The organism is Litoreibacter ponti (genome assembly GCF_003054285.1).
In the GTDB taxonomy this organism is placed as follows: domain Bacteria; phylum Pseudomonadota; class Alphaproteobacteria; order Rhodobacterales; family Rhodobacteraceae; genus Litoreibacter; species Litoreibacter ponti.
The window spans coordinates 1,339,974-1,366,086 of sequence record NZ_QBKS01000001.1; the positions used below are offsets into that span (position 1 = coordinate 1,339,974).

Genomic DNA, 26,113 nt, shown 5'->3' on the forward strand with positions numbered 1-26,113 from the left:
CCCGAATCATTACCGCGAATCACACTGATTCGCACGTAGGTTTCTGGACACGGTTTACCGTGATTTCTTTACCCAAATCTCACCATCGATCAGCGACTGCAGATAATCCTTCATCGAGCCGCTATCTTCACCGTCTCCGCCGTCTTCCAGTCCCTTGGTGCGCATGGACGCATTTCGCGCCTCGGCCGCCTGTCCGACCCGCCATGTCAGCGCCTCATCCGCGACGCCGTCGAGGTCCTCGACCGCATCTTCGATCTCGCGCTGCACGCCGCGGCGGGCTTCCAGTTTGGCCAGCTCTTCGGCCAAGGTCATCCGGGTGAGGGTTTGATCCGCGCTAGCCCGTACAGCCGGTGCGATTTGCACATGGCTCAGAGACCATAGCTTTTCAAGGGGGGCGACGCCCACCTCGGCCTCCAAAATGTGCTTGAGGCGTTCCGGGTCGAGCTCGTCGGTGTGGCGCAGCAGCGCGCCGAGGATCATGCGGTGGTCTTGCCCATGCAGCTCGAGCGTCTCGAGGTCGCTGAGATACTCGCCCGTCAAATGCGGGTGCGCGATCAGGATCGCGAGGATCACCGCCTCGCGAAGCCGCTCTTCGACATCGGTGCTTTGCGCGAGCAGCGAGTTTTTCGTGGAGGCGACCGCGACTCCCTTCTCGGGGAACTTGCCGCGGCCCTTCCATTCGCCGCGCGCGCGCGGGGTTGGGTTGAGATTGAACAGCTCGGCGCGCAGACGCTTGACCTCGAGCCCGTAGTGATTGCGCAGGTTCCCGTCCTGGATCTTGGCCAGAGCCGCGCGCAGGGATTGGTCGAGCGCGGCCTTACGCTCCGGGCTGTCGAAGTTCTTGCCTTCCGTCTCGCGCTGCCACAACAGATGCACCAGCGGCTGCGAGTTCGCCACAAGCTCGCGCATCGCATCGGCCCCCTTGGTGCGCACCAGATCGTCGGGGTCCAGGCCTTCGGGCAGAATACAAAAGCGCATGGACTGGCCCGCCGACAGCATCGGCAGAGCCAGATCGATCAGCCGCATCGCGGCGCGCAGGCCCGCGGTGTCACCATCGAGCGCGATCACCGGCTCGGGCGAGATGCGCCACAGGAGCTGCAGCTGTGTCTCGGTCACCGCGGTGCCCAAGGGCGCGACGGTCGCCTTGATGCCTGCGGCGGCCAGCGCGATCACGTCCATATAGCCTTCGGCGACGATCAGCGGCTCGCCCTTGCCAGCGGCCTCCCGCGCGGGGCCATGGTTGTAGAGCGAGCGGCCTTTATCGAACAGCTCTGTCTCCGGCGAGTTCAGGTATTTGGCATTGTCATTGGGGTCCATCGCGCGCCCGCCAAAAGCGATGCAGCGCTTCCGCGGGTCGCGGATCGGGAACATGATGCGGTTGCGGAATGTGTCATAGGGCTTGCCGCCCTTCTGGGACGCCTTGGCGAGGCCCGCAGCCAGGATCAGCTCTTCGGCGACGCCCTTGCCGGTCAGGTGATCCCAGAGGTTCTGCCAGCCGTCCGGCGCGAAGCCAATCTCGAACTGGTCCTGAGTTTGTTGGCTCATCTCGCGCCTGGTGAGGTAGTCGCGCGCGGCCTGCCCTGCCCCGGTCTTAAGCTGCAGGCGGTAGAATTGCGCGGCCTGCTCCATCACCTCGGCCAGCTGGCTTCGGCGGTCGGCCTTCTTTTGTGCCTGCGGGTCGCGGGCGGGCATGGTCATCCCGGCTTCGCGGGCCAGGATCTCGACCGCCTCCATGAAGGAGACGTTCTCGGTCTCTTTGATGAAGCCCAGCGCGTCGCCTTTGGCGTGGCAGCCGAAGCAATAGTAGTAGCCCTTCTTGTCGTCGACGTGGAAGGACGCGGATTTTTCCTTATGGAACGGGCATGGCGCCCACATGTCGCCTTTGGCCTGATTGGACTTACGCATGTCCCACATGACCTTGCGCCCCACCACCTGCGCGATGGAGGAGCGGTTGCGCAATTCGTCCAGAAATCCGGGTGGCAGGCTCATAGACCAGAATATCGGGCCGCGCGGGGCTAGAGTCCAGACGTGTCGGGGATGTTTTGCCGCGCGGCGAGCGCGGTCATGGCATCGGTCATCTCGTGGACGAGCGTCCGGGCGAAGGCGCGGAAGACCATGATCTGGAAGCCCGCGTCCTGACGGATGATGATCGCGCTCATGTGGCCGATCAGGCTACGCGCCACATCGCCCGGCGCCATCTTCGCGGTGTCGAGCGGGCAAAGCCGCGCGAGCAGCGCCTGCGCGCGGTCGCCGGTTAGCGTGACGCTGGTCCAGGCATCCGACTGATCCGTGATCGCGGCCTTTATCTTGGGTGTCGGTGCATCGAGCAGCATGTACTGCCCGCGCGCCGACCAGATCAGCGTGCCGCCTTTGTAGGGGGCGGATTTTCCCACGTCCGGGAAGTCCTTCAGCCGCGCGCCCTTCAGCGGCGCGATGGAGTGGATCGTGGGCGTGACCTCGGACAGGGTCAGCGTGCCGATAGTCTTCGGCAGCAAGCCTTCGGCGGGGGATTTGGCGACAAGTTCAATCACGGGCTTTGCTCCCTTCCGGGTCGAGGAAGACGGGATCGCAGATCTCGACCTCCGTCGTGACGTTTCGCAGGTGATCGACGAGTTTAAGCCGCTTGCCATGGCGTTCGCGCCCGTTCCTGAGGAACCCGAGGCCAAGCATCCCCAGCTCCGGCGAGAAGGCGACCGAGGTGGTATAGCCCTGCTGGTTCTCTCGCGTCGCGTCGTCTTCGAGCGCAAAGAGGAACGCGCCCGCGTTCAGCTCCTTGACCGCGCCGGTGGGTTTCAGGCCGACCAGTTCTTCGCGGTCGTTGACCAGACCGGGGCGCATGGCGGCGGTTTTGCCGATGAAATCCTTCTTCTTCGACATCATCGCGCCCATGCCGATATCGCCCGCGGTGACCCGGCCATGGATTTCGGAATGGGTGATGAAGCCCTTTTCGATGCGCAGGACGTTGAGCGCTTCCATGCCGTAGGGCCCGCCCTCCATCGCTTCAGCTTTCCCGCAGAAGGCCTTGAAAAGGCTCTCGCCGTAGCGCGACGGGATCGCCAACTCGTAGGCATGCTCGCCCGAAAACGAGATGCGGAAGAGCCGCCCCTTGATGCCGCCGATGGAAACCTCGCCGCAGCCCATGAAGGGCAGGTTCGGCGCGGCGTCTAGCATCTCGGCCAACAGGTCTTTCGACTTCGGGCCCGCGACGGCGAATTGTGCCCACTGCTCGGTCACGGAGATGAACTGCACATCAAGGTCGGGGCGCAGGCACTGGGACACGAATTCGAGGTGGCGCATCACCTGGCCCGCGGCGGCGGTGGTCGTCGTCATAATGAAGTGGTTTTCCGCGATGCAGGCGGTGGTGCCGTCATCCATAACGTAGCCGTCTTCGCGCAGCATGACGCCATATCGGACCTTGCCGGGCTTGAGCGTGGAAAACGTGTTTATGTAAAGCAAATCGAGGAATTCGCCCGCACCAGGGCCCTGAATGTCGATTTTGCCTAGGGTGGAGACGTCCGCAATGCCCACCGCGGAGCGTACCATCTGCACCTCGCGGTCGCAGGATTGCCGCCAATGCGTCTCCCCCTCTTTCGGGAAGTAGCTTGGGCGATACCACAGGCCTGCCTCGATCATCGGGGCTTTGAATTTATTGGATAAATCGTGGCTCGTGGTGACGCGCTGCGGGGCGAAGCCTGCGCCTTGTCCATTGCCGCCCATCGCGGCGATGCTGACGGGTGTGTAAGGCGGGCGGAAGGTAGTGGTTCCGGTCTCGGGAATAGCCCGGCCCGTGGCATCGGCTAGCACCGCCAAAGCATTGACATTGCTGTTTTTTCCCTGATCGGGCGCCATGCCTTGGGTGGTGTAGCGCTTCATATGCTCGACGGATTTGAAGTTCTCCTGCGCGGCGAGCTTCACGTCCTTGACGGTCACATCGTTTTGAAAATCGAGCCATGCGCGGCCTTTGCCTGGCACCATCCAGAGCGGTCGGATTTGCGTCGGACTGTCGTCGGCTTTTGGTATGGCAATTTGTCGGGCCTCTACATCTAGGGTTTTGAGCACCTCACGCGCCCGAAACGCCCCCGATTTCAGGCAAGCGTGGGTCGAGAAGCTGCCGCCCGCGGCACCTGCGACCTCCATCCCCGGGATCATGCCGGGGACGGGAATGAAGGCTGCGATCTGCTCGTTCCATTGCGGACGGCCGTTCATGTGGCAGGTCAGATGCACGGTCGGGTTCCACCCACCCGAGACACCAAGGCAGTCGGCCATCACATCGCCCACCCCGCCGGAGATCGTCACGCCCTCAACCTGCTTGCGGCCTTTGACGTTGGTGACATGCGCGCCTTTGTAGATCGGGAAGTCGCCGGTGATGTCGGCGTCGTCGCGACTGTCGACGTAAGCGGCGACATGCACGCCTGCGGCGGAGAGGTCTCGCGCGGTGCGGAAGGCATCATCGTTATTGCCAAAAATCGCCACGCGCTTGCCCGCGGCCACGCCGAAGCGGTTGAGATAGCCGCGCAGGGCGGAGGCCATCATGACCCCGGGGCGGTCGTTGTTCTGGAAGGCAATCGGGCGCTCCATCGCGCCTGCGGCATAGACGCAGCCCTTGGCCGCGATCCGCCAGAACGTCTCGAGCGGCGCGTCGCCGCGGTCTGCGACGTGGTGCGAAACCCGTTCGACGGCGCCATAGGTGCCGCCGTCATAGGCGCCTGTGACCGTGGTGCGCTTCATCAGGCGGACATTGTCCATCTCGCGCAGCTTGGCGATCTGGGCGGACGCCCAGGCGGGACCGGGCTGGCCATCGATCTCGTAGGTCTCGAAGTTCAGGCGCCCGCCGAAGCGGAAGTCTTCTTCACACAAGATCACATCCGCACCCGCCTTGGCGGCGGTCATCGCGGCCATGATCCCCGCCGGGCCGGAGCCGATGACCAGCACATCGCAGAAGGCAAAGGCCTGCTCATATCGGTCAGAATTGCTCTCCATCGACAGCCGACCAAGCCCCGCCGCGCGGCGGATGATCGGCTCATAGACCTTTTCCCAGAAGGGTTTGGGCCACATGAAAGTCTTGTAGTAGAAGCCCGCGCTCAGGAAAGGCGAGAGCAGATCGTTCAGCTCCAACACGTCCCATTCCAAGCTGCCCCAATGGTTTTGCGACCGGATGTTCAGACCTGAGACGAGTTCCTGCATCGTCAGGCGAACATTGGGGGTGATCTGGTTGCCCTGATGCAGCTCGACCAGCCCGTTGGGCTCTTGGCTGCCGTCGGAGATAATCCCGCGTGGGCGGTGGTATTTGAACGAGCGGCCTACCAGTTTGACGTTGTTGGCGATCAGCGTGGACGCAAGCGTGTCGCCCTTGAAGCCCGTGTAGGTGTGGCCGTCGAAGGTGAAGCTGCGCCGCTCGGAGCGGTCGATCAGGCCTTTGTCATCCAGCCTCATTTCGCCACCTCGGAGGCCAATGTGACGCTATGGATTTCATGGGTCGACGTGTTGCGCTCGATTACAAGCCAGCTGGAGCAGCCTGCCTCGTGGTGCCACAGGTCACGGGTCACGCCCGCCGGGTTTTCGCGGATGTGGAGGTATTTGTGGATGCCGTCGAGATCGCCCTCGGCGGGGCGATCCAAGTAGTCGGCGGCGCCCATGTAGTAGAACTCGCGCCGGTCACGCTCGCCGCAGAGGGGGCAGTTGATACGCATAACTCAGACCCTCAATGCAGGTTGTGTTGAGAGCCGGTGCCCTCTTCGTCCATGATCGCCTCGCCGGTGCGGAAGCGGTCGAACGTGTGTTTCGCGGCGACCTCGTGCGGCCTATCTTCGGCCATCAGGTGGGCCATGCACCAGCCGGACGCGGGCACGGCTTTGAAGCCGCCATAGCACCAGCCGCAATCCATGTAGAGGCCCTCGACCGATGTGCGGTCGATGATGAAGGAGCCGTCGGGGGTCATGTCCATGATCCCGCCCCAGGAGCGCAGCACCTTGGCCTTGCCGATGGCGGGCATCAGCGACATGCCAGCCTCCATCACATGCTCCATCATCGGCAGATTGCCGCGTTGGGCGTAGCTTGCGTAGAAGTCGATATCGCCGCCGAAGACCAAGCCGCCCTTGTCGGATTGGCTGATGTAGAAATGCCCCATGCCGAAGCTGACGACATGGTCGATGGCAGGCTTCAAGCCTTCCGAAACGAAGGCTTGCAGGACGTGGCTTTCAATCGGAACCTCGAGGCCCGCCATGGCGGCGACCTGGCTTGAGCGGCCCGCGACGACGATGCCGACGCGCTTGGCGCGGATCGGACCCTTGGAGGTCTGCACGCCCCGGACCTTGCCGTCCTTCACGTCGATGCCGGTGACTTCGCATTGCTGGATGATGTCGACGCCGAGCTGGTCGGCGCCGCGGGCGTAGCCCCACGCGACCGCATCGTGGCGCGCCGTGCCGCCGCGCGGGTGGTAGAGCCCGCCATAGACGGGGAAGCGGTGGTTGTCGAAATCGAGGTAAGGCAGGTGTTTGCGCACGCCCTCGCGGTCGAGCAGGATCGCGTCGTCACCTTGGTTAACCATCATGTTGCCGCGCCGCGCGAAGGCGTCGCGCTGGCCGTCGGAGTGGAACAGGTTGATCAGGCCACGGGCGGAGTGCATGGCGTTGTAGTTGAGGTCCTGCTCCATGTTCTCCCACAGCTTGAGGGAGTGGGAGTAGAACTCGGAATTGCCTGGCAGGAAGTAGTTGGCGCGCACGATGGTGGTGTTGCGGCCGACGTTGCCGCCGCCGATATAGCCCTTCTCGATCACCGCGATATTGGTGATGCCGTGGTTCTTGGCGAGGTAGTAGGCCGTCGACAGGCCATGGCCGCCGCCGCCGATGATGATCACGTCATACTCGGATTTTGGCTCCGGGTCGCGCCAGGCCGGGCGCCAGCCCTTGTTGCCGGTCAGCCCCTCTTTGAGGATTTGGAAGGCGTTGTAGCCCATGGGTCTCTCCCGTGATCACCAAGGGGAGAAAAACAGCAAAACGGGCAGAGCGAAAGGCCCTGCCCGACATTGACTTGTCTTTGTGCGACGCGCGGGGCGTCAGCAGGAGATGAAGGTCGCCCCGTCATCCCAAGGCAGGCAGGAGGCGAAGCGCGGCGAGGTCACCATGAAGTTCTCGAACAGATGGTGGCTCCAGCCGACGTTGAACGCCGGGTTGTAGTCGGTGAAGGTCTCCACAAGGATCACCTTCTCGTTGGTCGACATCAACGGGATGCGATTGCGAAACGCTGTGCTATCCACCTTGCCAGGCGTCAGCTTCGGCAGGCCGGCCTTGCCGGAATGCGACCACTCGACCTCGTGCTTGGTGCCGTTCCACTTCAGGCTGGTCACCCGAAGCGCGGAGCTGCCTGTCGTGTAGGCCAGCTGCTCGTAGAGCTCCTGCAGATTGTCGATGTATTCCGGGGTCGCCGCGGCGGTGCGGCGGGACAGGATATCGCCCACCGTGTAGGTCGCCTTGGTCGCGGTGTTGCGGTTCTTGAACCCGTCGAAGAAGACGAAGGATCCCACGAACCACGCGAAAAGGAGCGGAGCGATCATCACCGCCTCGACCGAGGCCGACGCCGTCGTGTCGCGCAGGAAGTCCGCTGCGGGTCTGGTCAGTTTGCGCAAGCTGTTCATCATTGCGTAGGCTCCACGGAGAAGGCCGAAAGGGCGACCATGTTCAGCTGTCCGCCGCTATCGCGGGTCAGGAAGGCCCCGAGCGACGCGGTGGGGAAGAAGGGCTCGATCGCCATGCAGGCCCGGACGAAGATGATGTCGTTGTTGCCACCGATATCGAACTTGGTCACCGGCGTGATCTGCTGTGCGCGGTCACGACACTGCGCCTGGCCCGCCGGGAAGCCCCAATCATTCGAGTTCTCCTGAAGGCGCACCATCTCGAGGGTGATGTCCTCCATGCAATGGTTGCGCAGGATGACGGTCTGGGCACAGAGCAGGGTTTTCACCTGCGCCTGCGTGAAGTTGCGGTTGTTGGAAATCCGCATCTCCCGAACCGCGATATCAAGCGCCCTGTCGAACATCATGTAGCGCGTCATCAGCATGCCGGTCTCGAAGATCGCCATGAAGATCAGCATGAAGGCCGGAAAGAGGATTGCGAACTCAATTGTCGCGTTGCCATCCTCGCGGCGCATGAGACGCCGCCACATCCGGCGCAGCCCGCGCGGGGGCGTGGTCGGGTGCTCGCGGGTCATCGGGTCAACCTCAGCTGGTTAATGGTACCGGCGATGCTGTTGAATGCTTCGCTGATCTCCACCCCTTCCACGGCGTAGAAGTGGCTGTCTGAGGTTGCGCAATCGCGCATCACCTGGGACGCCGACGGGTTGTCGGAAATCTCGAACCCGATGGAGAAGATCAAGATACCGGCGCTGTTGGTCGTATTGCAGATGTCACGCAAGTACTGGTCCGCCGTGTTCGCAGTCATCGTGCGGAAGTAATAGTCGTTGTGGTTCTGCCAGTAGACGTAGTTATTGAGGTAGTACCACAGCGTGTAGCGCGCCCAGTGCGTGTACTCGGATGCGGAGTTGTACGCCCAGCTCTTGATCCGGTACTGGTTCACATTCATCCCGTCGGTCATCAATACGATGACCTTGGCTGTCTCAGGGTCGTTATAATCTGTCGGGCGTCCTTCGAACTCACCCGGGATCTTGCCCTGGGAAATCATGCTGCTCACGAAGCCACGCAGGGATGGGTCAAGCAGTGCCGCGCCCCACTTCATGGCGTAGTGAATACCCGTGGCCGTACGCGGCTCGTAGGAGTTGATGGTTTCCTTCAGAGCGACACCGTCGTTCAGGAAATACTTGATCGTTTCCTGCGACTTGTTCGAGCACCACGGGTTCTGGATCTTGTAATTATCGTTATAGCCATAGTAGCGGCCGGAATATTCGAAATGCTGGGTCTGCTCGTAATTCTTCGCGAAATTGAGCGGGACCTCATTGAAATCATCGGCCGTGAACTCGAGGCAGTAGGAATAGCTGTGGCGCTGGTTCACATTCAGCAAGGAATACAGATCCTCGCCGGCGTTTACCTGGCCCGTGTAGGGCACGACCGTGATCGAAATCAGATCGCGCGTGTCCGGCGTGATCAGCGCGTCCACGAACTCATTCGCGGCGGTCTGCATGTTTTCGAGCTTGTCGTTGTCATCCATCGAGCCGGAGATATCGAGCACGAGGGACACCTCGACCTTGTTGACCTTCTGCTCGGCCGCACCGCTTACCGTGGCGTCGAGACTTTCGATCCCGACCATATTGAGGAACATGCTGTCGACGGCGGACGTCGCGCTGGCGGAAACCGCGCGGTAGTTCAGGCCTTCGTCGACGATCACTTCCATCTCGTACTGCCCGTTGGTCTGGGCAAACTTGGCCACGTAGTCGCGCATCACCGCCTCTGGATCGTTTTCCTGATCCAGATCGGCCGCTGCGAGCAGGCCGCGGTCCATCGCCGTCTGCAAACGTGCGCGCATATTTTCGTGGCGCATAAAGTCGATCGCCATTCCTGTGGCGACCAGCATCAGCAGGAAGATCGTCAGACCGAAGATGATGATCGTTCCGTTCTCGTCGCGCGCAAACCCACGGCTGCGCCCGACAAGGCGCGCCTTGATCTGTTGGAACAAACCAAGCTTGGCCTGTTCGCTTTCACTCTTCAATTGCATGTCACTCATGACTGCCCTTCCCTTGATGCCAGCACGCACCACATTCGACGGGCGCAATTCGCCCGTGGGCAAATAAGCCTGAGCAGTATGGCTAGATTTGGGCAAAATTTGGCGGGAATTAGGCATTTGCGCCGGGTTTTACGCAACAAATTCAGCGCGTTGCAGTCATTGTTCCCGATGCTTGACCAATCCGCAGTTTTATCCCCGGAATCACCGCATTGAATCCCAAGCCCATTAATAAACGCTTACCAAAGGTCAATTCGCTCTCTAGGGTCCCATATACAGGGTCGCATATTTTTTAAGCGATTTATTAACACATGCCATGTCAGGAGAGACGCATGAGCACTGATAATGAACCCTCCTTCCGCGAATCCGTGAACATGATGTTCAACCGCGCCGTGGCGCTGATGGACATCCCCCCGGGACTTGAAGAGAAAATCCGCGTCTGCAACGCGACCTACACGGTGCGCTTCGGTGTCAGATTGCGCGGCCAAATCCACACGTTCACCGGATACCGCGCAGTTCACTCTGAGCATATGGAGCCCGTAAAAGGCGGTATCCGCTACGCCTCCAACGTCCACCAAGACGAGGTCGAGGCGCTCGCGGCGCTGATGACGTTCAAATGCGCCTTGGTTGAAACGCCCTTTGGCGGCTCCAAAGGCGGGCTGTGCATCGATCCGCGCGAATGGGACGAGCACGAGCTGGAACAAATTACCCGCCGCTTCGCCTACGAGCTGGCCAAGCGCGACCTGATCCACCCGTCGCAGAACGTCCCCGCCCCCGACATGGGCACCGGTGAGCGTGAGATGGCCTGGATCGCGGACCAATATGCGCGCATGAACACCACGGATATCAACTCGCGCGCCTGCGTGACGGGCAAGCCGATCAATGCGGGCGGCATTCAGGGCCGCACCGAAGCAACCGGACGCGGCGTCGAATACGCCCTGCAGGAATTTTTCCGCTATCCCGAAGATGTCGCCAAGGCCGGGATGGAAGGTACGCTCAGGGGCAAGCGCATTATCGTCCAGGGTCTGGGCAACGTGGGCTACCACGCCGCCAAATTCCTGTCCGAAGAAGACGGCAGCCTGATCACTGTCGTGATCGAACGCGACGGTGCGATCCACGACGAGGATGGCATCAATGTCGAAGAGCTGCGCCAGTGGATTGCCGATCACGGCGGCGTCGAAGGCTACCCGAAGGGCGTCTACGTGAAGAACGGCGCAAGCGCGCTGGAATATGAGTGCGACATCCTGATCCCGGCGGCGCTGGAAGGCGTCATCAACCTGTCGAACGCCCGCAATATCAAGGCGCCGCTGATCATCGAGGCCGCCAACGGCCCTGTGACCGCCGGGGCCGACGAAATTCTGCGCGCCAAGGGCACGGTCATCATCCCCGATCTATATGCAAATGCCGGCGGCGTGACGGTATCCTATTTTGAATGGGTCAAGAACCTCAGCCATATCCGCTTCGGGCGAATGGAAAAACGGCAAGAAGAGGCGCAACACCGGCTACTGGTCGAAGAGCTGGAACGGCTGTCCGCCGACAAGGGCCTCGGCTGGGAGCTGTCGAGTGACTTCAAGGACAAGTTCATGAAGGGCGCGGGCGAGCTAGAGCTGGTGCGCTCGGGTCTCGATGACACGATGCGCACCGCTTATCAGGCGATGCGCAAGGTCTGGCACGAACGCGACGATGTCGAGGATCTGCGGATCGCGGCCTACCTTGTCTCGATCGAACGGATCGTCGGCAGCTACCGCGCGAAAGGGCTTTAATCCAGATCGATCAGCCCGTCGCGGGCCGCAATCATGGCCGCCAGCGTGTCGGCCATGACCTTGCTGGCCGCGCCTTGGGTCAGGCCGCCCACACCCACGCGTTTGCCAACTCGCCACCACAGCCCCGGCGCCCAGGCCGCCGGGTAGCTGCTGTTCAGGGTCACCAGAAATCCGTTTGACGGCTTGAATGCGAAAAAGCTGCGATCGACCTTGGCGACATCCTCGATCCGGAAGATCAGCGTCCCGTCCGACAGGCGCAGCTCCTCCTCGGTCAACTCAATCATGCGCCCCGTCACCTGCCACATCTTGTAGCCGCCATAAATCGACAGCGCGCCCATCACGAGCAACAGGAACACAAGGTGCAGACCCTGCGGCGGCTCTACGAGGGCGAGATAGATCAGCAGCCAGCCAAGGGCACAGAGCACGCCCGTGCCAAACATACGCCGCGGCGCAGATGGGATGAGGCCGGTGATCACCTCCGATTGTGTCTCGCTCATGGGCTGGCTCCGATCTGACGCGCCACCGGTAGCGCAGTCACGCCGGAATGGCTAGCCGCGGGTCGGCACAACCTCATATCCCGGCTCTTCCGGCTCGTCATCGACCATTTCCGACGGGAAGCCCGGCGCGGTGACATCCAAGCCGGTTGCCTCTTCGAGGCGCTTGATAATGTTTGGCGAGAGCTCCCGCGCGCCGAACCGGTCAATCCCGTCCTTGAAGATATCGATCATCAAGGGGTTCAGCTCCAACGGCACCCCTGCCCGGTCAGCCACCTCTTGAAACAGCCCGATGTCCTTCAGCACCAGGTCCATGGTGAAGGAGATATCGCGCGAGCCGTTGAGGATCACCTGGCTCTCGGTCTCATGCACGAAGGACGTCCCGGACGAAATTTTCATCGCCTCATAGGCCGTCGCAAGATCCATGCCTGCCCCCTTCGCGACGGTCAGGGCCTCTGCGCAGCTGATCAGGTTCGCGGTGGCAAGGTAGTTTGTAAGCACTTTCAGAACCGAGGCCGACCCCAGCTCGCCCGTGTGCAAGACCCGCCGTCCCATGGTCGTCAACAACGGCAGGATGCGCTCGAACGTCTCCCGATCGCAGCCCGCGAAAATCGAGATATTGCCCGTATCGGCGCGATGACACCCGCCCGAGACCGGGCAATCGACCGCCGCGCCGCCCTTTGCGCGCACCTTGTCGCCGAGGCGTTTCACCTCTGCCTCATCGGTGGTCGACATTTCCAGCCAGGTCTTTCCGGGGCCTATCGCGTCAAGCAGCCCCTCTTCGCCCTCAACCACGGCGGCCGAAATGCTGGGATGGGGCAGGCAGGTGATGACGGTGTCGCAGGCCGCCATCATCTCACGCGGAGAGTTGGCTGCGGTCGCCCCCTTGGCGACCGCTTGGTCCACGAGGTCCGGGTCAAGGTCCCGCACCATCAATTCAAATCCATTGCGCAGCAAGCTGCCAGACAGCTTGCCGCCCACATTGCCCAAACCGATAAACCCAACGCGCATGATCGCCCTCCCCTCGTTTTCGGGAAAACTGCCGTGGTCGCCTGCGTCAGGTCTGTCCTGATACCGACCTGAGGTCTAAAGAAATCCGCGCCAGGTCAGAATGCCGAGCGTCGCAGCGCAGACGACCCCGACCCGGACAATCAGACCGGCCGCAAAATCGAACCGCGCCTTGGATTTGCGCGCGCCGACATCGATGGCCTCGAGATAATCGCAGCACGTCGAGTAGGCAGCATGGACGACCTCCGGGTCCAGCCTCAGGCACATGCGCGGGTCCTGCGCCATTTCATCGGCTTGGACCAGCTCGGCGGCGGCGCGGCGTATCTGGCGGGGCAACATGCGCCCGGCGCGGCTGACCCGGCGCTCCAGCGTGCGCCCCCGCACCCCGAGCTTTTCCCCCAACAGCGCAAAAATCCGCGCCACGTATGCGTCAACCACACCCTGCTCCATGGCGCCTCTTAGCGCACTACCCGCCGAGTCGGAAAGATGCTAAACGCGCAATTATGCTGAATGTTCAGACCTTTGGAGACGGCGGGACGCCGCTGATAATTGCGCATGGGCTTTTTGGCTCTGGGCGCAACTGGGGGGTGATCGCGAAACGACTGTCGGACCGGGGACGAGTCGTCACTGTGGATATGCGCAACCATGCCGGCAGCTTCTGGAGCGACGACCACTCCTACGAGGCGATGGCGGCGGACCTGGCGGAAGTCATTGAAACCATTGGCGTATCCAGCGCGGATGTGCTGGGGCATTCGATGGGGGGGAAGGCGGGGATGGTGTTGGCTTTGAGGCGACCGGCGCTGGTGTCGAAGCTGGTTGTCGCCGATATCGCGCCGGTTGGGTATGCCCATAGCCAGATGCAACCCATTGAATACATGCGCAAAGTTGACCTGTCGCGGGTGGAGCGGCGGTCGGATGTGCTGGCGCAGCTCAACGGGTTGGAGGCCGGGGTGCCGGAATTTATTGCCCAATCGCTTGATATCAAAGAGAAAAAGTGGCGGTTGAATCTGGATGTGTTGGCCGCGGAGATGGACGGGATCATCGGTTTTCCCGACGTCTCCGGCACGTATGAGGGGCCTGCGCTGTTTCTGTCGGGGGGCAATTCCGATTATGTGAGATCGGAATATCGTCGCGAAATCAAAGAGTTATTTCCGTCCGCAAAATTCGCCAAGATCCCCGGGGCGGGGCATTGGTTGCATGCGGAGAAGCCGCGGGAGTTCGAGGCGGCGGTGCGGGTGTTCCTCGACCATTAACCATAATCCGAGGTGTCGGATAGCTGTCGGCTTTGCGTCGGACTTCTGTCGGGCAAAGTGTCGGACCCCATTGAAATCCTTAACAAACCGCCCCGCCTGCCCCATGCTGGCCGGATATGGCCCATGGGGAGGATGCAATGAGCTGGTCGATACATCACGTTAACCTTGAAGCGCGCGACGTGCAGGCGACGGCGCGGTTTTATGCGGCGATGCTGGGGATGGCGCAGCGCGACTGGGTGTTCCCGGCGCAGCGCGGGTATCTGCCGGGGGACCCGGACAAGCTGGCGCTGATGGCAGATGGGCGGGACAGCCATAGCGGATTGCACCTGATCGCCCCCGACCCGGAGTTCGCGGCAAAAAATGGGCTAAGCCACAACCCGTCGATGGGCGGTCACGTGGCGATCCAGGTTCCTGATCTGGACGCGGTGGTGGCGCGGCTGCAGGCGGCGGGGATCCGGTATTCGCTGACGGGCGAGTTCGCGATCCCGGGGATGCGGCATCTCTATGTGGAGGACCCGTCGGGGAACCTGATTGAGGTGAACGAGGTCATCTGACGCCGCAGTAGCGCGGTGCACGCTCTGGTGGTATAAAGCGCAAAAAACTCAGAAGGATTGAGCAAATGACACTTCGCATGAGCCTAATCGCCACCGCCCTAATCGCTTTGCTTACCGGGTGCGAGACAATCGAAGGCTTTGGCCGCGATGTGAGTAACACCGCGAACGCGGTGCAGAGGGCGTTTAACTAGAGCGAGTTCGCGATCTCGGGGATGCGGCATTTGTATGTGGAGTACCCGCCGGGGAATTTGATTGAAGTGAACGAGAGGTTAAGGTGACTAGCAGGGGGAAAGTGCTTCGATTAGTGCAAAGGCCCGATTCTCGAACTCTCGGCTTAACGCTCTAGCAGAGCCTGTGCCTGCTTTAGTGCAGACATTGCCATCCCGAAGTTTCCAGCATCTTTGTGCTGCGCAGCTTGGGCTAAAAACGCCGCAACCTTTTGGCTATCTTCATCAGAAATTGTCGAGGTTGGTAAGGCTGCGCTTATTGCGTCGTAGATTTGCTGATACTCAGTTTCTACATGTGACACTTCCTGCCGAGCCTCTTGTTGAGCTCTGTGTGCTGCGGCCCTGCCTACTCCTTGGGACAAGACGTAACCTCCGATTCCTCCTAGCAGCGTCCCCAGAGTATTCTGTTCTAAAATGCCAGACAGTCCGAGGCTCATAATTACACTCAGCAAAATTGTAACAGTTACGAATTGGATTACCTGTCCAGAACTGACCCATTCCAAAGCAACAACTGTTGGAAAAAGTCGGATCACCATTATGCTAAGGACACCAAACGCGCCGATGACTAGGATCAACAAATACAGATTTGAACTTAAGTCTTGTCTTGTACGTGCCTTGGTCAACGCCTCTTTTGACGCTTCGATCTTTTCTCGAAGTGGCGGCAGCGCTTCCTCTAACGCCTTCGTAGTTTGTTCGGTTTCTTGAATCCGGCTGGTCGTAACTGCCTGCAGCTTTCTTTCGAAATCTGTGACCCTTTCGATTAAGGTTAAAAGCTCTGGCTTTACTTTCTGGCAGTCAAATTCTTCGACAGATCCAAATTCACTGATCCCACGTTTTGCAACTATTTTTTTTCCATCAGAATCTCTTGTAAACAATGACTTTCGTGGAAAAATAAAGTTCCTGAGTTCCGACAACAAACTCTGCACAGGGAAAAAGTTGCGTTCATCACTGTATTTATTGTCAAGCTCTGACACAACCAATCTGAAATTGCGCAACTGACCGGGGAGCACTCGTGCAGGATTCTTGGCATCGCACAGCGACGCGTGAAATTCACTTAATCTAGCGCTAAACCTTTCATCTTCCTGCTCGCTAACTGCAGCGCTAAGCCGCTGACCAAACCTTCTCTCTGATGAAATTCTAGCCACAATTTCAAGTTCAAGATTGCGTAATTCTTGCAACTGGATTGATGCAAGATTTGGATCGACCTCTTCAACGGATTTTCGCTTCGCAAGTTCAAGTATTTCGAAATCTCCTCTAACATCCAAGGACTGGGAGATCGAAGGGCCAGATATTAAAAAAAATAGCACCAGCATTGAAAGAAAGTAACGCATTGTAAAATCACCTTAAAATCAGTGGTCCTAGATTTTAGCACTCTTATTGCTTTCGGGCACCAAAATTCTTCGAGCGGAGTGGCTAGTAAAATCCGTTACCGGGGTAGCCCAGGGCGAAGCGGAGCAGTAAGTGAGCCTTGGGGAGTTGGTGGAGAGCGACCCTCGGAGTCTTTTATCTTTCGCTTGGCGAAGTATTGCCGAAAGGCGCTTGCATCGCAACCGCCCACAGGCTGACGTAGTCCGAACGCTGTTGTGAGTTGCGAAGAGCGATTGTGGATTGGAAACCCACTCTAGAGGACTTGCACCGGAAACTTTCGGATTCTCGGGGTGTGTGACCGCTCCAGCCAGGAGCGGAAGCAGCCTCTCACTCGCTCCAGAAATGGACAGCTTTAGCTGTCCATCTTCAACGCCGAAATAAACGCTTCTTGCGGGATATCCACCTTCCCGAACTGGCGCATCCGCTTCTTACCAGCCTTCTGCTTCTCCAGCAGCTTCTTCTTGCGCGACGCGTCGCCGCCGTAGCATTTGGCGGTCACGTCCTTGCGCATGGCGGCGAGGGTCTCGCGGGCGATGATGCGGCCTCCGATGGCGGCCTGGATCGGGATCTTGAACATGTGGCGCGGGATCAGGTCCTTGAGTTTCTCGACCATGGCGCGGCCGCGCTGCTCGGCCCGGTCGTGGTGGACCATGATCGACAGCGCGTCGACGGGCTCGTCATTAACCAGGATTTGCATCTTCACCAGCCGGTCCTGCCGGTAGCCGGTCATCTGGTAATCGAAGGACGCGTAGCCCTTGGTGACCGATTTGAGCCGATCGTAGAAGTCAAACACCACCTCGTTGAGCGGCAGATCGTAGACCACCATGGCGCGGGAGCCGGCATAGGTCAGGTCCTCCTGCACCCCGCGGCGGTCCTGACAGAGCTTGAGCACATCACCGAGATACTCGTCGGGCACGAGGATCGTGGCCTTGATGCGCGGCTCCTCGAGGTGGTCGACATGGGTCAGGTCGGGCATGTCTGCGGGGTTGTGCAGCTCGATCATTTCGCCGTCGCGCATGTAGACGTGGTAGATCACCGACGGCGCGGTGGTGATCAGGTCGATGTCATACTCGCGCTCGATGCGGTCGCGGATCACCTCGAGATGCAGCAGCCCGAGGAAGCCGCAGCGGAAGCCGAAGCCGAGGGCGGCGGAGGTCTCCATCTCGAAGGAGAAAGACGCGTCGTTGAGGGCCAGCTTCTCGATGGCGTCGCGCAGGTCCTCGAACTGGGCGCTGTCGACGGGGAAGAGCCCGCAGAACACCACCGGCTGGGAGGGCTTGAAGCCGGGCAGCGCGTCCTCTGTGCCCTTCTTCTCGTGGGTGATCGTGTCGCCGACCCGGGTGTCGCGCACCTGCTTGATCGAGGCGGTGAGGAAGCCGATCTCGCCCGGGCCGAGCACGTCGATCTCGGTCAGCGCGGGCTTGAAGACCCCGATGCGGTCGACATGGTGGGTGGAGCCGTTGGAGAGCATCTTGATGCGCTCGCCCTTCTTGAGCCGCCCGTCGATGATGCGCACCAGCACGATCACGCCGAGGTAGCTGTCGTACCAACTGTCCACCAGCATGGCCTTGAGCGGCGCATCCGGGTCGCCCTTGGGGGCGGGCAGCTGGGTGACGATGGCCTCGAGCGTCTCGTGGATGCCCTGCCCCGTCTTGGCGGAGACCTGGATCGCGCCGGAGGCGTCGATGCCGATCACGTCCTCGATCTGCTCGGCCACGCGGTCGCAGTCGGAGGCGGGCAGGTCGATCTTGTTGAGCACCGGCACGATCTCGTGGTCGGCGTCGATGGCGTGGTAGACATTGGCAAGTGTCTGCGCCTCGACCCCTTGGGAGCTGTCGACCACCAGCAGCGAGCCTTCGACCGCGCGCATGGAGCGGGAGACCTCGTAGGCGAAGTCGACGTGGCCGGGCGTGTCGATCAGGTTGAGCACGTAATTCTCGCCATCATCGGCGGTGTAGTCGATGCGCACGGTCTGCGCCTTGATGGTGATGCCACGCTCGCGCTCGATATCCATGCTGTCGAGCATCTGTTCCTTCATGTCGCGCGCGGAGACGGTGTTCGTCTCTTGGATCAGGCGGTCGGCCAAGGTCGACTTGCCGTGATCGATATGGGCCACGATGGAGAAATTGCGGATTTTCGAGAGCTCTGTCATTGTGTTGATATGTAGGGGTTTGAGCGAGTTGACAAGAGCGTTTCAAGCACACCCATTTCCATTATCAGCCGCAATCAACATCTGCCGCGCAGACGCATCGCAACCGTTTGGACGGCCCGCCGCGTCGCAGTCGGGCATGGGCCAGATATCGGCCCCTTGGCGGTGCCTAGAAAGTCGGAGTTGGCCTTGGCGCGATACTGATAAGAGGGGCCGCGGGCGTGATCAGACGCGGGGCTCGCGTTTCAGACGAGGGGCATCCCCATAGCTGCGACCGGAGAAGAATCAGCCTCTTTGGCCAATTGTGGCCAAACTGTGGCAGCCCACAAAATCTGGAAACAGTCACTATGATCAGCGCCTTTTGATGCGGCTTGCGCAGGCAATATGCCCCCTAACCCCCTGAAAAGTGGCGAAAACTTGACGAGAACGAGGCATTAATGGATCGTTAATGCCTCTGTTCTGCTGCCCCTCCAAAAGGATGTTTCCAATGATCCGTACTGCTATTATCAGCCTCGTCCTCACCTCCGCGACCCCGGCCGCCTTCGCCGGTGACCAGTCGCTCTATCCGCATGTGCACACCGACACGCCCATCGTCGGAAGCTTCACCAGCCCGATCAACTACCGCCCTCACAATGCCGCGGGCGACAATCAGGGCCGAGGTTTCGTGGAAGGCGAAATCCTGCGCTCGCCCGGTTTTGTCCCGAGCGCCACCAAGTTCCTGTCCACAACCCGGACCGGCGCGGGCTCGATCGCCGCCGACGGCCCCGTGACCGAGATCTTCGTGGAGAACTTGCCCGCCCTGCGCGGCAACTAAGACCTCACACCCTGCAGCTCTTCTGCCGGGTGGGGCCGTGCAGAATTGTGAACGCCGTGGCGATTGAATTCGCCACGGCGTTTGTCGTATATATCGCCCAGCACAAGACGCGGGACAAATCGCGCAGCGCAGCGGGTGAGGAGCGGTATCATGGGCCTACGACTACTTCTGATTGCAGCAATCATGGCAGGGGCCGCGGCACCTGTCGCGGCAGTGGCGGGACCTATTGAACGGGCCTGCCTGAAAGCGGACCGAAAGGCGGCCTCGCGCCCGCTGTGCAATTGCGTGCAGCAAGTCGCGGACCTGACGCTTGATGGCTCCGATCAACGTCTCGCCGCCACCTTCTTCAAGGACCCGCATCGGGCACAGGAAATCCGCCAAAGCGACCGCATCAGCCACGAAGCCTTCTGGAAGCGCTACAAACAGTTTGGCGCCAACGCCGAAAGCTACTGCCGCGCGCTGCGCAGCTAGGACGGCTTGAGGGCGGCCAACAAGCCTTCGATACTGTCACTGAGCATATCGATCACCGGATTGAACTGCCCCGAGAAATAGGGATCAGGCACTTCCGCGTCCTGCACCCCGGGACTGTCGGAATAGGATGTGATCAGCTTGAGCGGCGTCGCGTTGCCGTTCGGGCGCATCGCTTCGAGATCGCGGCGGTTTTGGTGATCCATCACGAGAACCAGATCGAAATCCTCGAAATCGCTGGGCCGAAATGGCCGCGCCCGCAGGTCCGAGATATCGAACCCCTTCAATCGGGCGGCGACGGTAGCCCGGGCATCCGGGGGCGCCCCGGTATGCCACGCGTTGGACGCCGCGCTATCCACTTCCAGGTCCAGCCCATCGGCTGCGACCCGCTCTCTTAAAATGCCCTCCGCCAACGGCGAACGGCAAATGTTGCCTGCACAGACAACCAGTATTTTGGTCTTCAATTCAGTAGCTCCCCAGCTGACCTGACGCTGCGACATCCGGACCAACAAGGCAAGAGCCTGAATAAAGTTTTTGTGAATTCTCGACGCAGAGGAACGCATCCACCGCGATTTTGGCCCCGCCCATGAGGCACGGTCTCAGAGGCGAGGCCAGATGGATTTTAGCTGTCGCCGTGCCCCATATGCCCGGCGGCAGGCTTGCGCTCGAGGTCGACGGGGACCATCACCTCAATCTCTCCGGCCTTCTCGAAGGTCAGGGTAACGGGCACCATGGCGCCCTGCTCGAGCGCGCCGGTCAGGCCCATCATCATCACGTGCTGGCCGCCGCGCTCCATCATGATCATCTCGCCGGCGGCGACGGGGAAGCCGTCCTCGACATGGATCATGCGGGCGATGCCGTCCTGCATTTCGTGGGTGTGCAGCTCGACGCGCTTGGCCGCCGGAGAGGCCGCGTCAATGAGCCGGTCATCCTCACCCGACATGTTCATAAGCGTAATGAAGGCCGCGCCGGTCTTGGCGGCAGGGCTCGCGCTGCGGGCGTAACTGTCTGTGATCTTGATCGCCTCTCCCGCGAAAGCGGCGAGCGGAAGGACCGCGGCGAAAAGCGCAGCGGAGAGAAGTTTGAAAGACATGGGTGTCGTCCTTTAGTCCGTCTGGAATGGTCTGAAAATGTTTGGAGATCAGACGGGGACGGGCGGTGCGCGGGCTTGGTTCTGATCTGCGGGTGCGCATATCTCCGAACGTGCAGCAACACCCAAAGGCGCTGCGACGGAAAAGCCCATCTGTCGCGGCGGCGCACTTGGTGCCACAGGCAGCGCCGCCAGAACCATGGTGCAGTCGGGGCAGATCGGCGCGGGCGTGATTTCCTCGCCACCCGCCCCCAGCAGGATCAGCTGCGGCCCGTGCCCCGTGCAGATGACGATGCGCTGCGCGCCCGCCTCGTGGTCGCGCATGGCCGCGGCCGTGCCGGACGTGGCGACCAGCACCAGCGTCAAAAGCCACGTGAAAATGCGTCTCAGATGCGCCATGGCATCTCGATACCGTGTTGCGCCCGACGCGCCAAGCCACCGCGCCGGGGTCTGCGTCACAATACCGCCAGCGCCAAACGCAAAACGGCCCCGCAGATGCTGCGAGGCCGTCAAGCTATTGGGTGCGAAGGGTCGCTTAGGCCTCGGCCTGCGCCTTTTCGATGTCCTTTTTGACCTTCAGGGCTTTGGAGGACAGCTCGCCCTCTTTCGCCTTGGCCATGAAGCCGTCCAGGCCGCCGCGGTGATCCACGGTGCGCAGGGCAGCGGCCGAGATGCGGAACTTGAAGCCGCGGCCCAGCGTGTCGGAGACCAGCGTGACGTCGTTCAGGTTCGGCAGAAAGCGACGCTTGGTCTTGTTATTGGCGTGGCTGACATTGTTGCCCGTCATCGGGCCCTTGCCAGTGAGTTCGCAGACGCGCGACATGTGCGGTTCCTTCCGGGTCTCAAAACAGATGAAGGCACCGCCCCTGCGATGCCCTGAATTCGGTTGGGTCGGAATAGGGGGAGATTCCCGGGGGGTCAAGGGGGAATGGGCGCTGTTTCGCGAGGAAACGCGGTGTTTTCCACCATGCCTGCCCGCAACCTGCCCGGCGCGTCTTAGCGCAATGTGTCCAGCAGCTGCGCCGCCGCCACATCGGGGGAGACCGCGCCGTCAGAGACCTGCTGCGACAAGGCCTCCATCGCGCGGGCTGTTTCGGGGTCCGAGGTCAGGCGGGCAAGCAGGCCCATGCGCACGGCCTCTTCGAACCAGTGCACCGCCTGGGCCGCGCGGCGGCGGTCCCAATGACCATGATCCTTGCGCCAGCCTGCGAGGTCTTGCATGTCGGCCCATGCCTCCTCCAGCCCCAGTCCGGTCAGCGCCGAGACGATGCGCGCCTTCGGGAAGCCGTCGGGATCTTGCGCCCGCTTGCGCAGCAGGCGCAGGGCACCGGCATAGTCGGCCTGGGTGCGGGTCGCGGCGGCTTTGAGGTCGCCATCGGCCTTGTTGACCAGGATCAGATCGGCAATCTCCATGATGCCGCGCTTGACCCCTTGCAGCTCGTCCCCGCCTGCGGGTGCGAGGAGCAGGATGAACAGGTCCGACATCTCGGCGACCATGGTTTCCGACTGGCCGACGCCGACGGTTTCGATCAGGACGACATCGAAGCCCGCGGCCTCGCACAGGGTCACCGCCTCGCGGGTTCGGCGGGCGACGCCGCCCAAATGCGATTGCGAGGGAGAGGGCCGGATAAAGGCGTCTTTCTCGCGGCTGAGCAGGTCCATCCGGGTCTTGTCACCGAGAATTGATCCGCCCGAGCGGGTCGAGCTTGGGTCAACTGCCAGCACTGCGACGCGCAATCCTTGCGCGATCAGATGCATCCCGAAGCCTTCGATGAAGGTCGATTTGCCGACGCCGGGCGTGCCCGACAGCCCGATGCGCAGCGCTTGTTTCCCGCTGCTTTTCAAGGCCGCAATCAGCGCCAGCGCGTCTTCGCGATGATCAGGCCGCGCGCTTTCCACAAGTGTGATCGCCCGCGCCAAGGCCCGTCGATCCCCCGCCGCCACCTGGGCGCTCATCTCTTCAATATGTTTCAATCGGTGGCGATCTTTCGCTTGTTTTCCCCGTTTTCGGGGGTGTTCTCACCCGCCCCGCGGGCCAATATGTCCTTAGAGCCCAAAGTGATGTGAAGAGGCAAGGTTATGAAGCAGTTTGTTAAGGTTATGGCGCTGTGCGCCGCCGCGTGGCCGGGGTTTGCGCTGGCCGAAGGCAGCACGGATGCCAAGTTCTCGGTCGCGATCCGTGGTATCAACGCAGGCACGTTGACGGTCAAAGGCAATGAGAGCGGCGGGCAGTATCAAGCGTCCGGCGTGCTGCAAAGTGGCGGGCTGGTAGGGCTAGTGGCCAAGGTGAAGTACACCGCCTCGTCCAAAGGATCGGTCAAGGGCAACAGCTTCCGCCCCACCCGCTACGACGAGAATGCCGACACCGGCAAACGCAAATCCAAGGAATCGATGACCTATACGGGCGGCGTGCCGCAGGTGTCGGATTACACCCCCAGCCCCGACGCGGTGGACCCCAAGACCCAGGGCGGAACGGTGGACCCGATGACCGCGCTTTACGCCGCCTTCCGCGACGTGGACGAAGCGGATGTGTGCAAGTTGAGCGTGCCGATGTTTGACGGAAAGCGCCGCAGCCAGGTGGTGCTGAAGTCGCCCCGGCCCGAGGGCGACATGATCAAATGCGACGGCGAGTACCGCCGGCTTGCCGGATTCTCCGCCGAGGACATGGCCGAGAAAAGCCGCTTCCCGTTCAACCTGTTCTACGCCAAGACCGGCGACGGGCGCTACCGGGTCGAGAAGGTCGTCACCCAGACGCTCTATGGCAACGCGGTGATGAAGCGGAAATAGACGGGGTGATTTGGGCGCGCTACATGTCGCGCCCATGAACCTGCCCATTGAAGACGTTGTCGACACCCTCGCCGCCACTTTGGCGCGCGCGGGCGTATGCGTTCTGCAGGCCCCGCCCGGGGCGGGCAAGACGACCCGCGTGCCGCTGGCCCTGCTGGAACGCGGCGGCTTCGAGGGCCGACTGGTGATGCTGGAGCCCCGCCGCCTCGCCACCCGCGCCGCGGCCGAGCGCATGGCAGAAACGCTGGGCGAGCCCGTGGGCGAGACGGTTGGCTACCGGATGCGCGGCGAGGCCAAGGTCGGCCCCGCGACCCGCATCGAAGTGGTCACCGAAGGCATCTTGACCCGTATGATCCAATCGGACCCGGAATTGGCGGGCGTGGGCTGCGTGGTCTTTGACGAATTCCACGAACGCTCCCTCAACGCCGATCTGGGGCTGGCACTGGTGTCCGAGGCGCGCGAGGCGTTGCGGCCCGACCTGAAGCTGCTCGTCATGTCCGCCACGCTGGACGCGGGCCCGGTGGCGGACATGCTGGGCTCGGAGGTCGTGACCTCTGACGGGCGGGCGCACCCGGTAGAGACACGCTGGCTCGACCGCCCGATGCATAAGGATGTGCGGTTCGAAAGCGCCGTGGTCGATCTGGTGCCCCGCGCGCTGGCCGAGACGGAGGGCGGGATGCTGGTCTTCCTTCCCGGCGAGGGCGAGATTCGACGGGTGATGTCCAGTTTAATCGTGCCCGATGGCTGCGTCCTGCGCCCGCTCTTTGGCGCGTTGCCCTTTGCCGAGCAGCGCGCGGCGATCCGGCCTGAGAATGGCGTGCGCAAGATCGTGCTGGCGACCTCGATCGCCGAGACGTCGCTGACCATCGAAGGGGTGCGGGTCGTTGTCGATGCCGGCCGCGCGCGGCGGGCGCGGTTTGATCCCGGATCGGGCATGTCGCGGCTGGTGACCGAGAAGGTCAGCCGTGCGGAAGCCACCCAGCGACAAGGCCGCGCGGGCCGCGTCGCGCCGGGCATCTGCTACCGCATGTGGACGCGCGCCGAGGAAGGCGCCCTGCCCGCCTTCCCCCCCGCCGAGATCGAGGCCGCCGACCTGACCGGCCTGGCACTGGAGCTGGCCGCGTGGGGGACCGCGCCTGAGGACTTGAGCTTCCTCACCCCGCCACCCGAAGGTGCCTTTGCCGAGGCGCAGGCGTTGTTGACCCAACTCGGCGCGCTTAATGGCGGATTAACCGAGCATGGCCGCGCCTTGGCCCGAGTGCCGGTGCACCCGAGGCTCGCGCATATGCTGGTCTCTAGCGGGCCGGAGGCGGCGGAGCTGGCCGCACTTCTGGGCGAACGCGACCCGCTGCCGCGCGGGGTCGGCGTGGACCTTGGCTTGCGGATGAAGCCCGATCCCCGCGCGAACAAGGGCGTGGTGGCGAGGATCAAGCAGGAGGCCAAACGCCTGAAGCGCTTTGCGGGCAGGACGCGGCGCAGCTTGGGCGAGATGGCCGCGCTGGCCTATCCCGACCGCGTCGGGCTGATCCGCCCCGGCAAGGACGCGCGCTACGTGCTGTCCGGCGGCAAGGGCGCCGTGATCGAGCCGGGCGATACGCTGGCGGGCCAACGCCTGATCGTGGCGCTCGATCTGGATGGCGACGCGCGGGAAGCCTGGGTGCGGCTGGCCTGCACCTTGTCGGAGGCAGAGCTGCGCGGGCTTTATGGCGACCGGATCGAATGGATCGAACTCTGCGAATGGTCCAAGCGTGACCGGCGCGTGTTGGCGCGCAGGCAGGAACGGTTCGGGGCCTTGGTGCTCGATGATCGCGTCTGGAAGGAGGCCCCGGGCGACGCCATCGCGGTGGCCATGCTGGAAGGCGTGCGGCAGCTGGGCCTTGGGGCACTGAACTGGACGAAGGCCGCCCGCTTCCTGCGCGCCCGGGTGCACTATATGCGCGACGGGATGCCAAATTGGACGGAGGAGGGCCTGCTGGACAGCCTGGAAGACTGGCTGCTGCCCTACCTCTCTGGCGTCAAATCCGCCGAAGACCTGAAACGCGTCGATCTGGCCGAGGCCCTGCGCGCGGCGCTCACTTGGGACCAGCTGCAGGCGCTCGACGCGGGTGCGCCCGCCAAGTTCACCACGCCGCTGGGCCGCGATCTGGCGCTGGATTACGCCGAAGGCACGCCCGCGCTGGAGGTCCGCTTGCAGGAAATGTTCGGCGTCACCCGCCATCCGGTCACAGGCCCGGACAGGCTGCCGCTCAAGATCACGCTGCTGTCCCCCGCCCAGCGCCCGGTTCAAGTGACGACCGATCTGCCGGGCTTCTGGGCCGGGTCCTATGCCGATGTGCGCAAGGACATGCGCGCGCGCTACCCGCGTCATCCGTGGCCCGAGGACCCGACCGTCGCCGACCCGACGCTGCGCGCCAAACCCCGCGGCACATGACCTCAGCGCGCCATAGGGTGTCGCATCGGGGCTGGACAG

At 62.0% G+C, this 26,113-nt stretch carries 26 protein-coding genes; 8 read left to right on the forward strand and 18 right to left on the reverse strand.

What is annotated here, in order from left to right:
* Positions 1-54: 54 nt before the first annotated feature.
* The 8 genes from dnaG to C8N43_RS06785 form a co-directional block, all read right to left on the reverse strand.
* Complete coding sequence (dnaG, locus tag C8N43_RS06750) at positions 55-1,989, reverse strand: DNA primase (protein ID WP_107844870.1); 1,935 nt, start codon at positions 1,987-1,989, stop codon at positions 55-57.
* Positions 1,990-2,015: 26 nt separating this feature from the next.
* On the reverse strand, positions 2,016-2,531 hold the full coding sequence (locus C8N43_RS06755) for a sarcosine oxidase subunit gamma (RefSeq protein ID WP_158269932.1): 516 nt from the start codon (positions 2,529-2,531) through the stop codon (positions 2,016-2,018).
* On the reverse strand, positions 2,524-5,433 hold the full coding sequence (locus C8N43_RS06760) for a sarcosine oxidase subunit alpha family protein (RefSeq protein ID WP_107844872.1): 2,910 nt from the start codon (positions 5,431-5,433) through the stop codon (positions 2,524-2,526). The genes C8N43_RS06755 and C8N43_RS06760 overlap by 8 nt, the downstream gene beginning before the upstream one ends.
* Positions 5,430-5,690: a sarcosine oxidase subunit delta gene (locus C8N43_RS06765; protein WP_107844873.1), complete on the reverse strand. Its 261-nt coding sequence runs from the start codon at positions 5,688-5,690 to the stop codon at positions 5,430-5,432. Before C8N43_RS06765 ends, C8N43_RS06760 begins: the two co-directional genes overlap by 4 nt.
* An 11-nt stretch (positions 5,691-5,701) precedes the next feature.
* Positions 5,702-6,955: a sarcosine oxidase subunit beta family protein gene (locus C8N43_RS06770; RefSeq protein ID WP_107844874.1), complete on the reverse strand. Its 1,254-nt coding sequence runs from the start codon at positions 6,953-6,955 to the stop codon at positions 5,702-5,704.
* A 99-nt stretch (positions 6,956-7,054) separates the two neighbouring features.
* Entirely contained in the window at positions 7,055-7,636 is a 582-nt protein-coding gene (locus tag C8N43_RS06775) for a TadE/TadG family type IV pilus assembly protein (protein WP_107844875.1), read from the reverse strand.
* Positions 7,633-8,205: a TadE/TadG family type IV pilus assembly protein gene (locus tag C8N43_RS06780; protein ID WP_107844876.1), complete on the reverse strand. Its 573-nt coding sequence runs from the start codon at positions 8,203-8,205 to the stop codon at positions 7,633-7,635. Before C8N43_RS06780 ends, C8N43_RS06775 begins: the two co-directional genes overlap by 4 nt.
* Positions 8,202-9,671, reverse strand: coding sequence for a TadE/TadG family type IV pilus assembly protein (locus C8N43_RS06785; protein ID WP_158269933.1), 1,470 nt, complete (start codon positions 9,669-9,671; stop codon positions 8,202-8,204). Before C8N43_RS06785 ends, C8N43_RS06780 begins: the two co-directional genes overlap by 4 nt.
* Positions 9,672-10,000: 329 nt before the next feature.
* Here C8N43_RS06785 and C8N43_RS06790 point away from each other — a divergent pair, with 329 nt between their 5' ends.
* Positions 10,001-11,431 carry a Glu/Leu/Phe/Val family dehydrogenase gene (locus tag C8N43_RS06790; RefSeq protein WP_107844878.1) on the forward strand — a complete coding sequence of 477 codons (1,431 nt, stop codon included), beginning with the start codon at positions 10,001-10,003 and terminating at the stop codon, positions 11,429-11,431.
* Here the strand turns inward: C8N43_RS06790 and C8N43_RS06795 are convergent.
* From C8N43_RS06795 to C8N43_RS06805, 3 genes are all read right to left on the reverse strand, one after another.
* The gene (locus C8N43_RS06795) at positions 11,428-11,928 is read right to left on the reverse strand and encodes a hypothetical protein (protein ID WP_107844879.1); all 501 of its coding nucleotides are present in this window, start codon (positions 11,926-11,928) and stop codon (positions 11,428-11,430) included. The genes C8N43_RS06790 and C8N43_RS06795 overlap by 4 nt on opposite strands.
* A gap of 51 nt (positions 11,929-11,979) precedes the next feature.
* Positions 11,980-12,936, reverse strand: a complete 957-nt coding sequence (locus C8N43_RS06800; RefSeq protein ID WP_107844880.1) for an NAD(P)-dependent oxidoreductase — start codon at positions 12,934-12,936, stop codon at positions 11,980-11,982.
* A 75-nt stretch (positions 12,937-13,011) separates the two neighbouring features.
* Entirely contained in the window at positions 13,012-13,371 is a 360-nt protein-coding gene (locus C8N43_RS06805; protein ID WP_146174174.1) for a hypothetical protein, read from the reverse strand.
* Between the two features lie 65 nt (positions 13,372-13,436).
* Here C8N43_RS06805 and C8N43_RS06810 point away from each other — a divergent pair, with 65 nt between their 5' ends.
* The 3 genes from C8N43_RS06810 to C8N43_RS19720 all read left to right on the forward strand — a co-directional run bounded on the left by C8N43_RS06810 (position 13,437) and on the right by C8N43_RS19720 (position 14,931).
* The gene (locus C8N43_RS06810) at positions 13,437-14,186 is read left to right on the forward strand and encodes an alpha/beta fold hydrolase (RefSeq protein ID WP_107844882.1); all 750 of its coding nucleotides are present in this window, start codon (positions 13,437-13,439) and stop codon (positions 14,184-14,186) included.
* A gap of 137 nt (positions 14,187-14,323) precedes the next feature.
* Positions 14,324-14,740, forward strand: a complete 417-nt coding sequence (locus tag C8N43_RS06815; RefSeq protein ID WP_158269934.1) for a VOC family protein — start codon at positions 14,324-14,326, stop codon at positions 14,738-14,740.
* Between the two features lie 77 nt (positions 14,741-14,817).
* Positions 14,818-14,931 carry an entericidin EcnA/B family protein gene (locus C8N43_RS19720; protein ID WP_245912928.1) on the forward strand — a complete coding sequence of 38 codons (114 nt, stop codon included), beginning with the start codon at positions 14,818-14,820 and terminating at the stop codon, positions 14,929-14,931.
* A 143-nt stretch (positions 14,932-15,074) separates the two neighbouring features.
* On the opposite strand, the gene C8N43_RS06825 is transcribed toward C8N43_RS19720, so the two are convergent.
* Together C8N43_RS06825 and lepA are read right to left on the reverse strand one after the other, a co-directional pair.
* Complete coding sequence (locus tag C8N43_RS06825) at positions 15,075-16,298, reverse strand: hypothetical protein (RefSeq protein ID WP_146174175.1); 1,224 nt, start codon at positions 16,296-16,298, stop codon at positions 15,075-15,077.
* A 389-nt stretch (positions 16,299-16,687) separates the two neighbouring features.
* Positions 16,688-18,487: a translation elongation factor 4 gene (gene lepA, locus C8N43_RS06830; protein ID WP_107844886.1), complete on the reverse strand. Its 1,800-nt coding sequence runs from the start codon at positions 18,485-18,487 to the stop codon at positions 16,688-16,690.
* 484 nt (positions 18,488-18,971) lie between these two features.
* Here lepA and C8N43_RS06835 point away from each other — a divergent pair, with 484 nt between their 5' ends.
* On the forward strand, positions 18,972-19,298 hold the full coding sequence (locus tag C8N43_RS06835) for a hypothetical protein (RefSeq protein WP_107844887.1): 327 nt from the start codon (positions 18,972-18,974) through the stop codon (positions 19,296-19,298).
* 150 nt (positions 19,299-19,448) lie between these two features.
* Complete coding sequence (locus C8N43_RS06840) at positions 19,449-19,769, forward strand: hypothetical protein (RefSeq protein ID WP_107844888.1); 321 nt, start codon at positions 19,449-19,451, stop codon at positions 19,767-19,769.
* Here C8N43_RS06840 and C8N43_RS06845 read toward each other — a convergent pair.
* The 5 genes from C8N43_RS06845 to meaB form a co-directional block, all read right to left on the reverse strand.
* Positions 19,766-20,230, reverse strand: a complete 465-nt coding sequence (locus tag C8N43_RS06845; protein WP_107844889.1) for a low molecular weight protein-tyrosine-phosphatase — start codon at positions 20,228-20,230, stop codon at positions 19,766-19,768. The two genes, C8N43_RS06840 and C8N43_RS06845, sit on opposite strands and share 4 nt — an antisense overlap.
* Positions 20,231-20,388: 158 nt before the next feature.
* Entirely contained in the window at positions 20,389-20,859 is a 471-nt protein-coding gene (locus tag C8N43_RS06850) for a copper chaperone PCu(A)C (protein ID WP_107844890.1), read from the reverse strand.
* A gap of 48 nt (positions 20,860-20,907) precedes the next feature.
* A complete protein-coding gene (locus C8N43_RS06855) occupies positions 20,908-21,255 on the reverse strand; it encodes a hypothetical protein (protein WP_146174176.1) in 348 nt (115 codons plus the stop codon).
* A gap of 136 nt (positions 21,256-21,391) precedes the next feature.
* Entirely contained in the window at positions 21,392-21,679 is a 288-nt protein-coding gene (rpmB, locus tag C8N43_RS06860) for a 50S ribosomal protein L28 (RefSeq protein ID WP_107844892.1), read from the reverse strand.
* A 173-nt stretch (positions 21,680-21,852) separates the two neighbouring features.
* Positions 21,853-22,812, reverse strand: coding sequence for a methylmalonyl Co-A mutase-associated GTPase MeaB (meaB, locus tag C8N43_RS06865; protein ID WP_107846271.1), 960 nt, complete (start codon positions 22,810-22,812; stop codon positions 21,853-21,855).
* A 123-nt stretch (positions 22,813-22,935) separates the two neighbouring features.
* Here meaB and C8N43_RS06870 point away from each other — a divergent pair, with 123 nt between their 5' ends.
* Positions 22,936-23,643 (forward strand): DUF3108 domain-containing protein, encoded by a 708-nt coding sequence (locus C8N43_RS06870; RefSeq protein ID WP_107844893.1) that lies wholly within the window; start codon positions 22,936-22,938, stop codon positions 23,641-23,643.
* Between the two features lie 34 nt (positions 23,644-23,677).
* Entirely contained in the window at positions 23,678-26,074 is a 2,397-nt protein-coding gene (gene hrpB / locus C8N43_RS06875) for an ATP-dependent helicase HrpB (RefSeq protein ID WP_107844894.1), read from the forward strand.
* Positions 26,075-26,113: the final 39 nt, after the last annotated feature.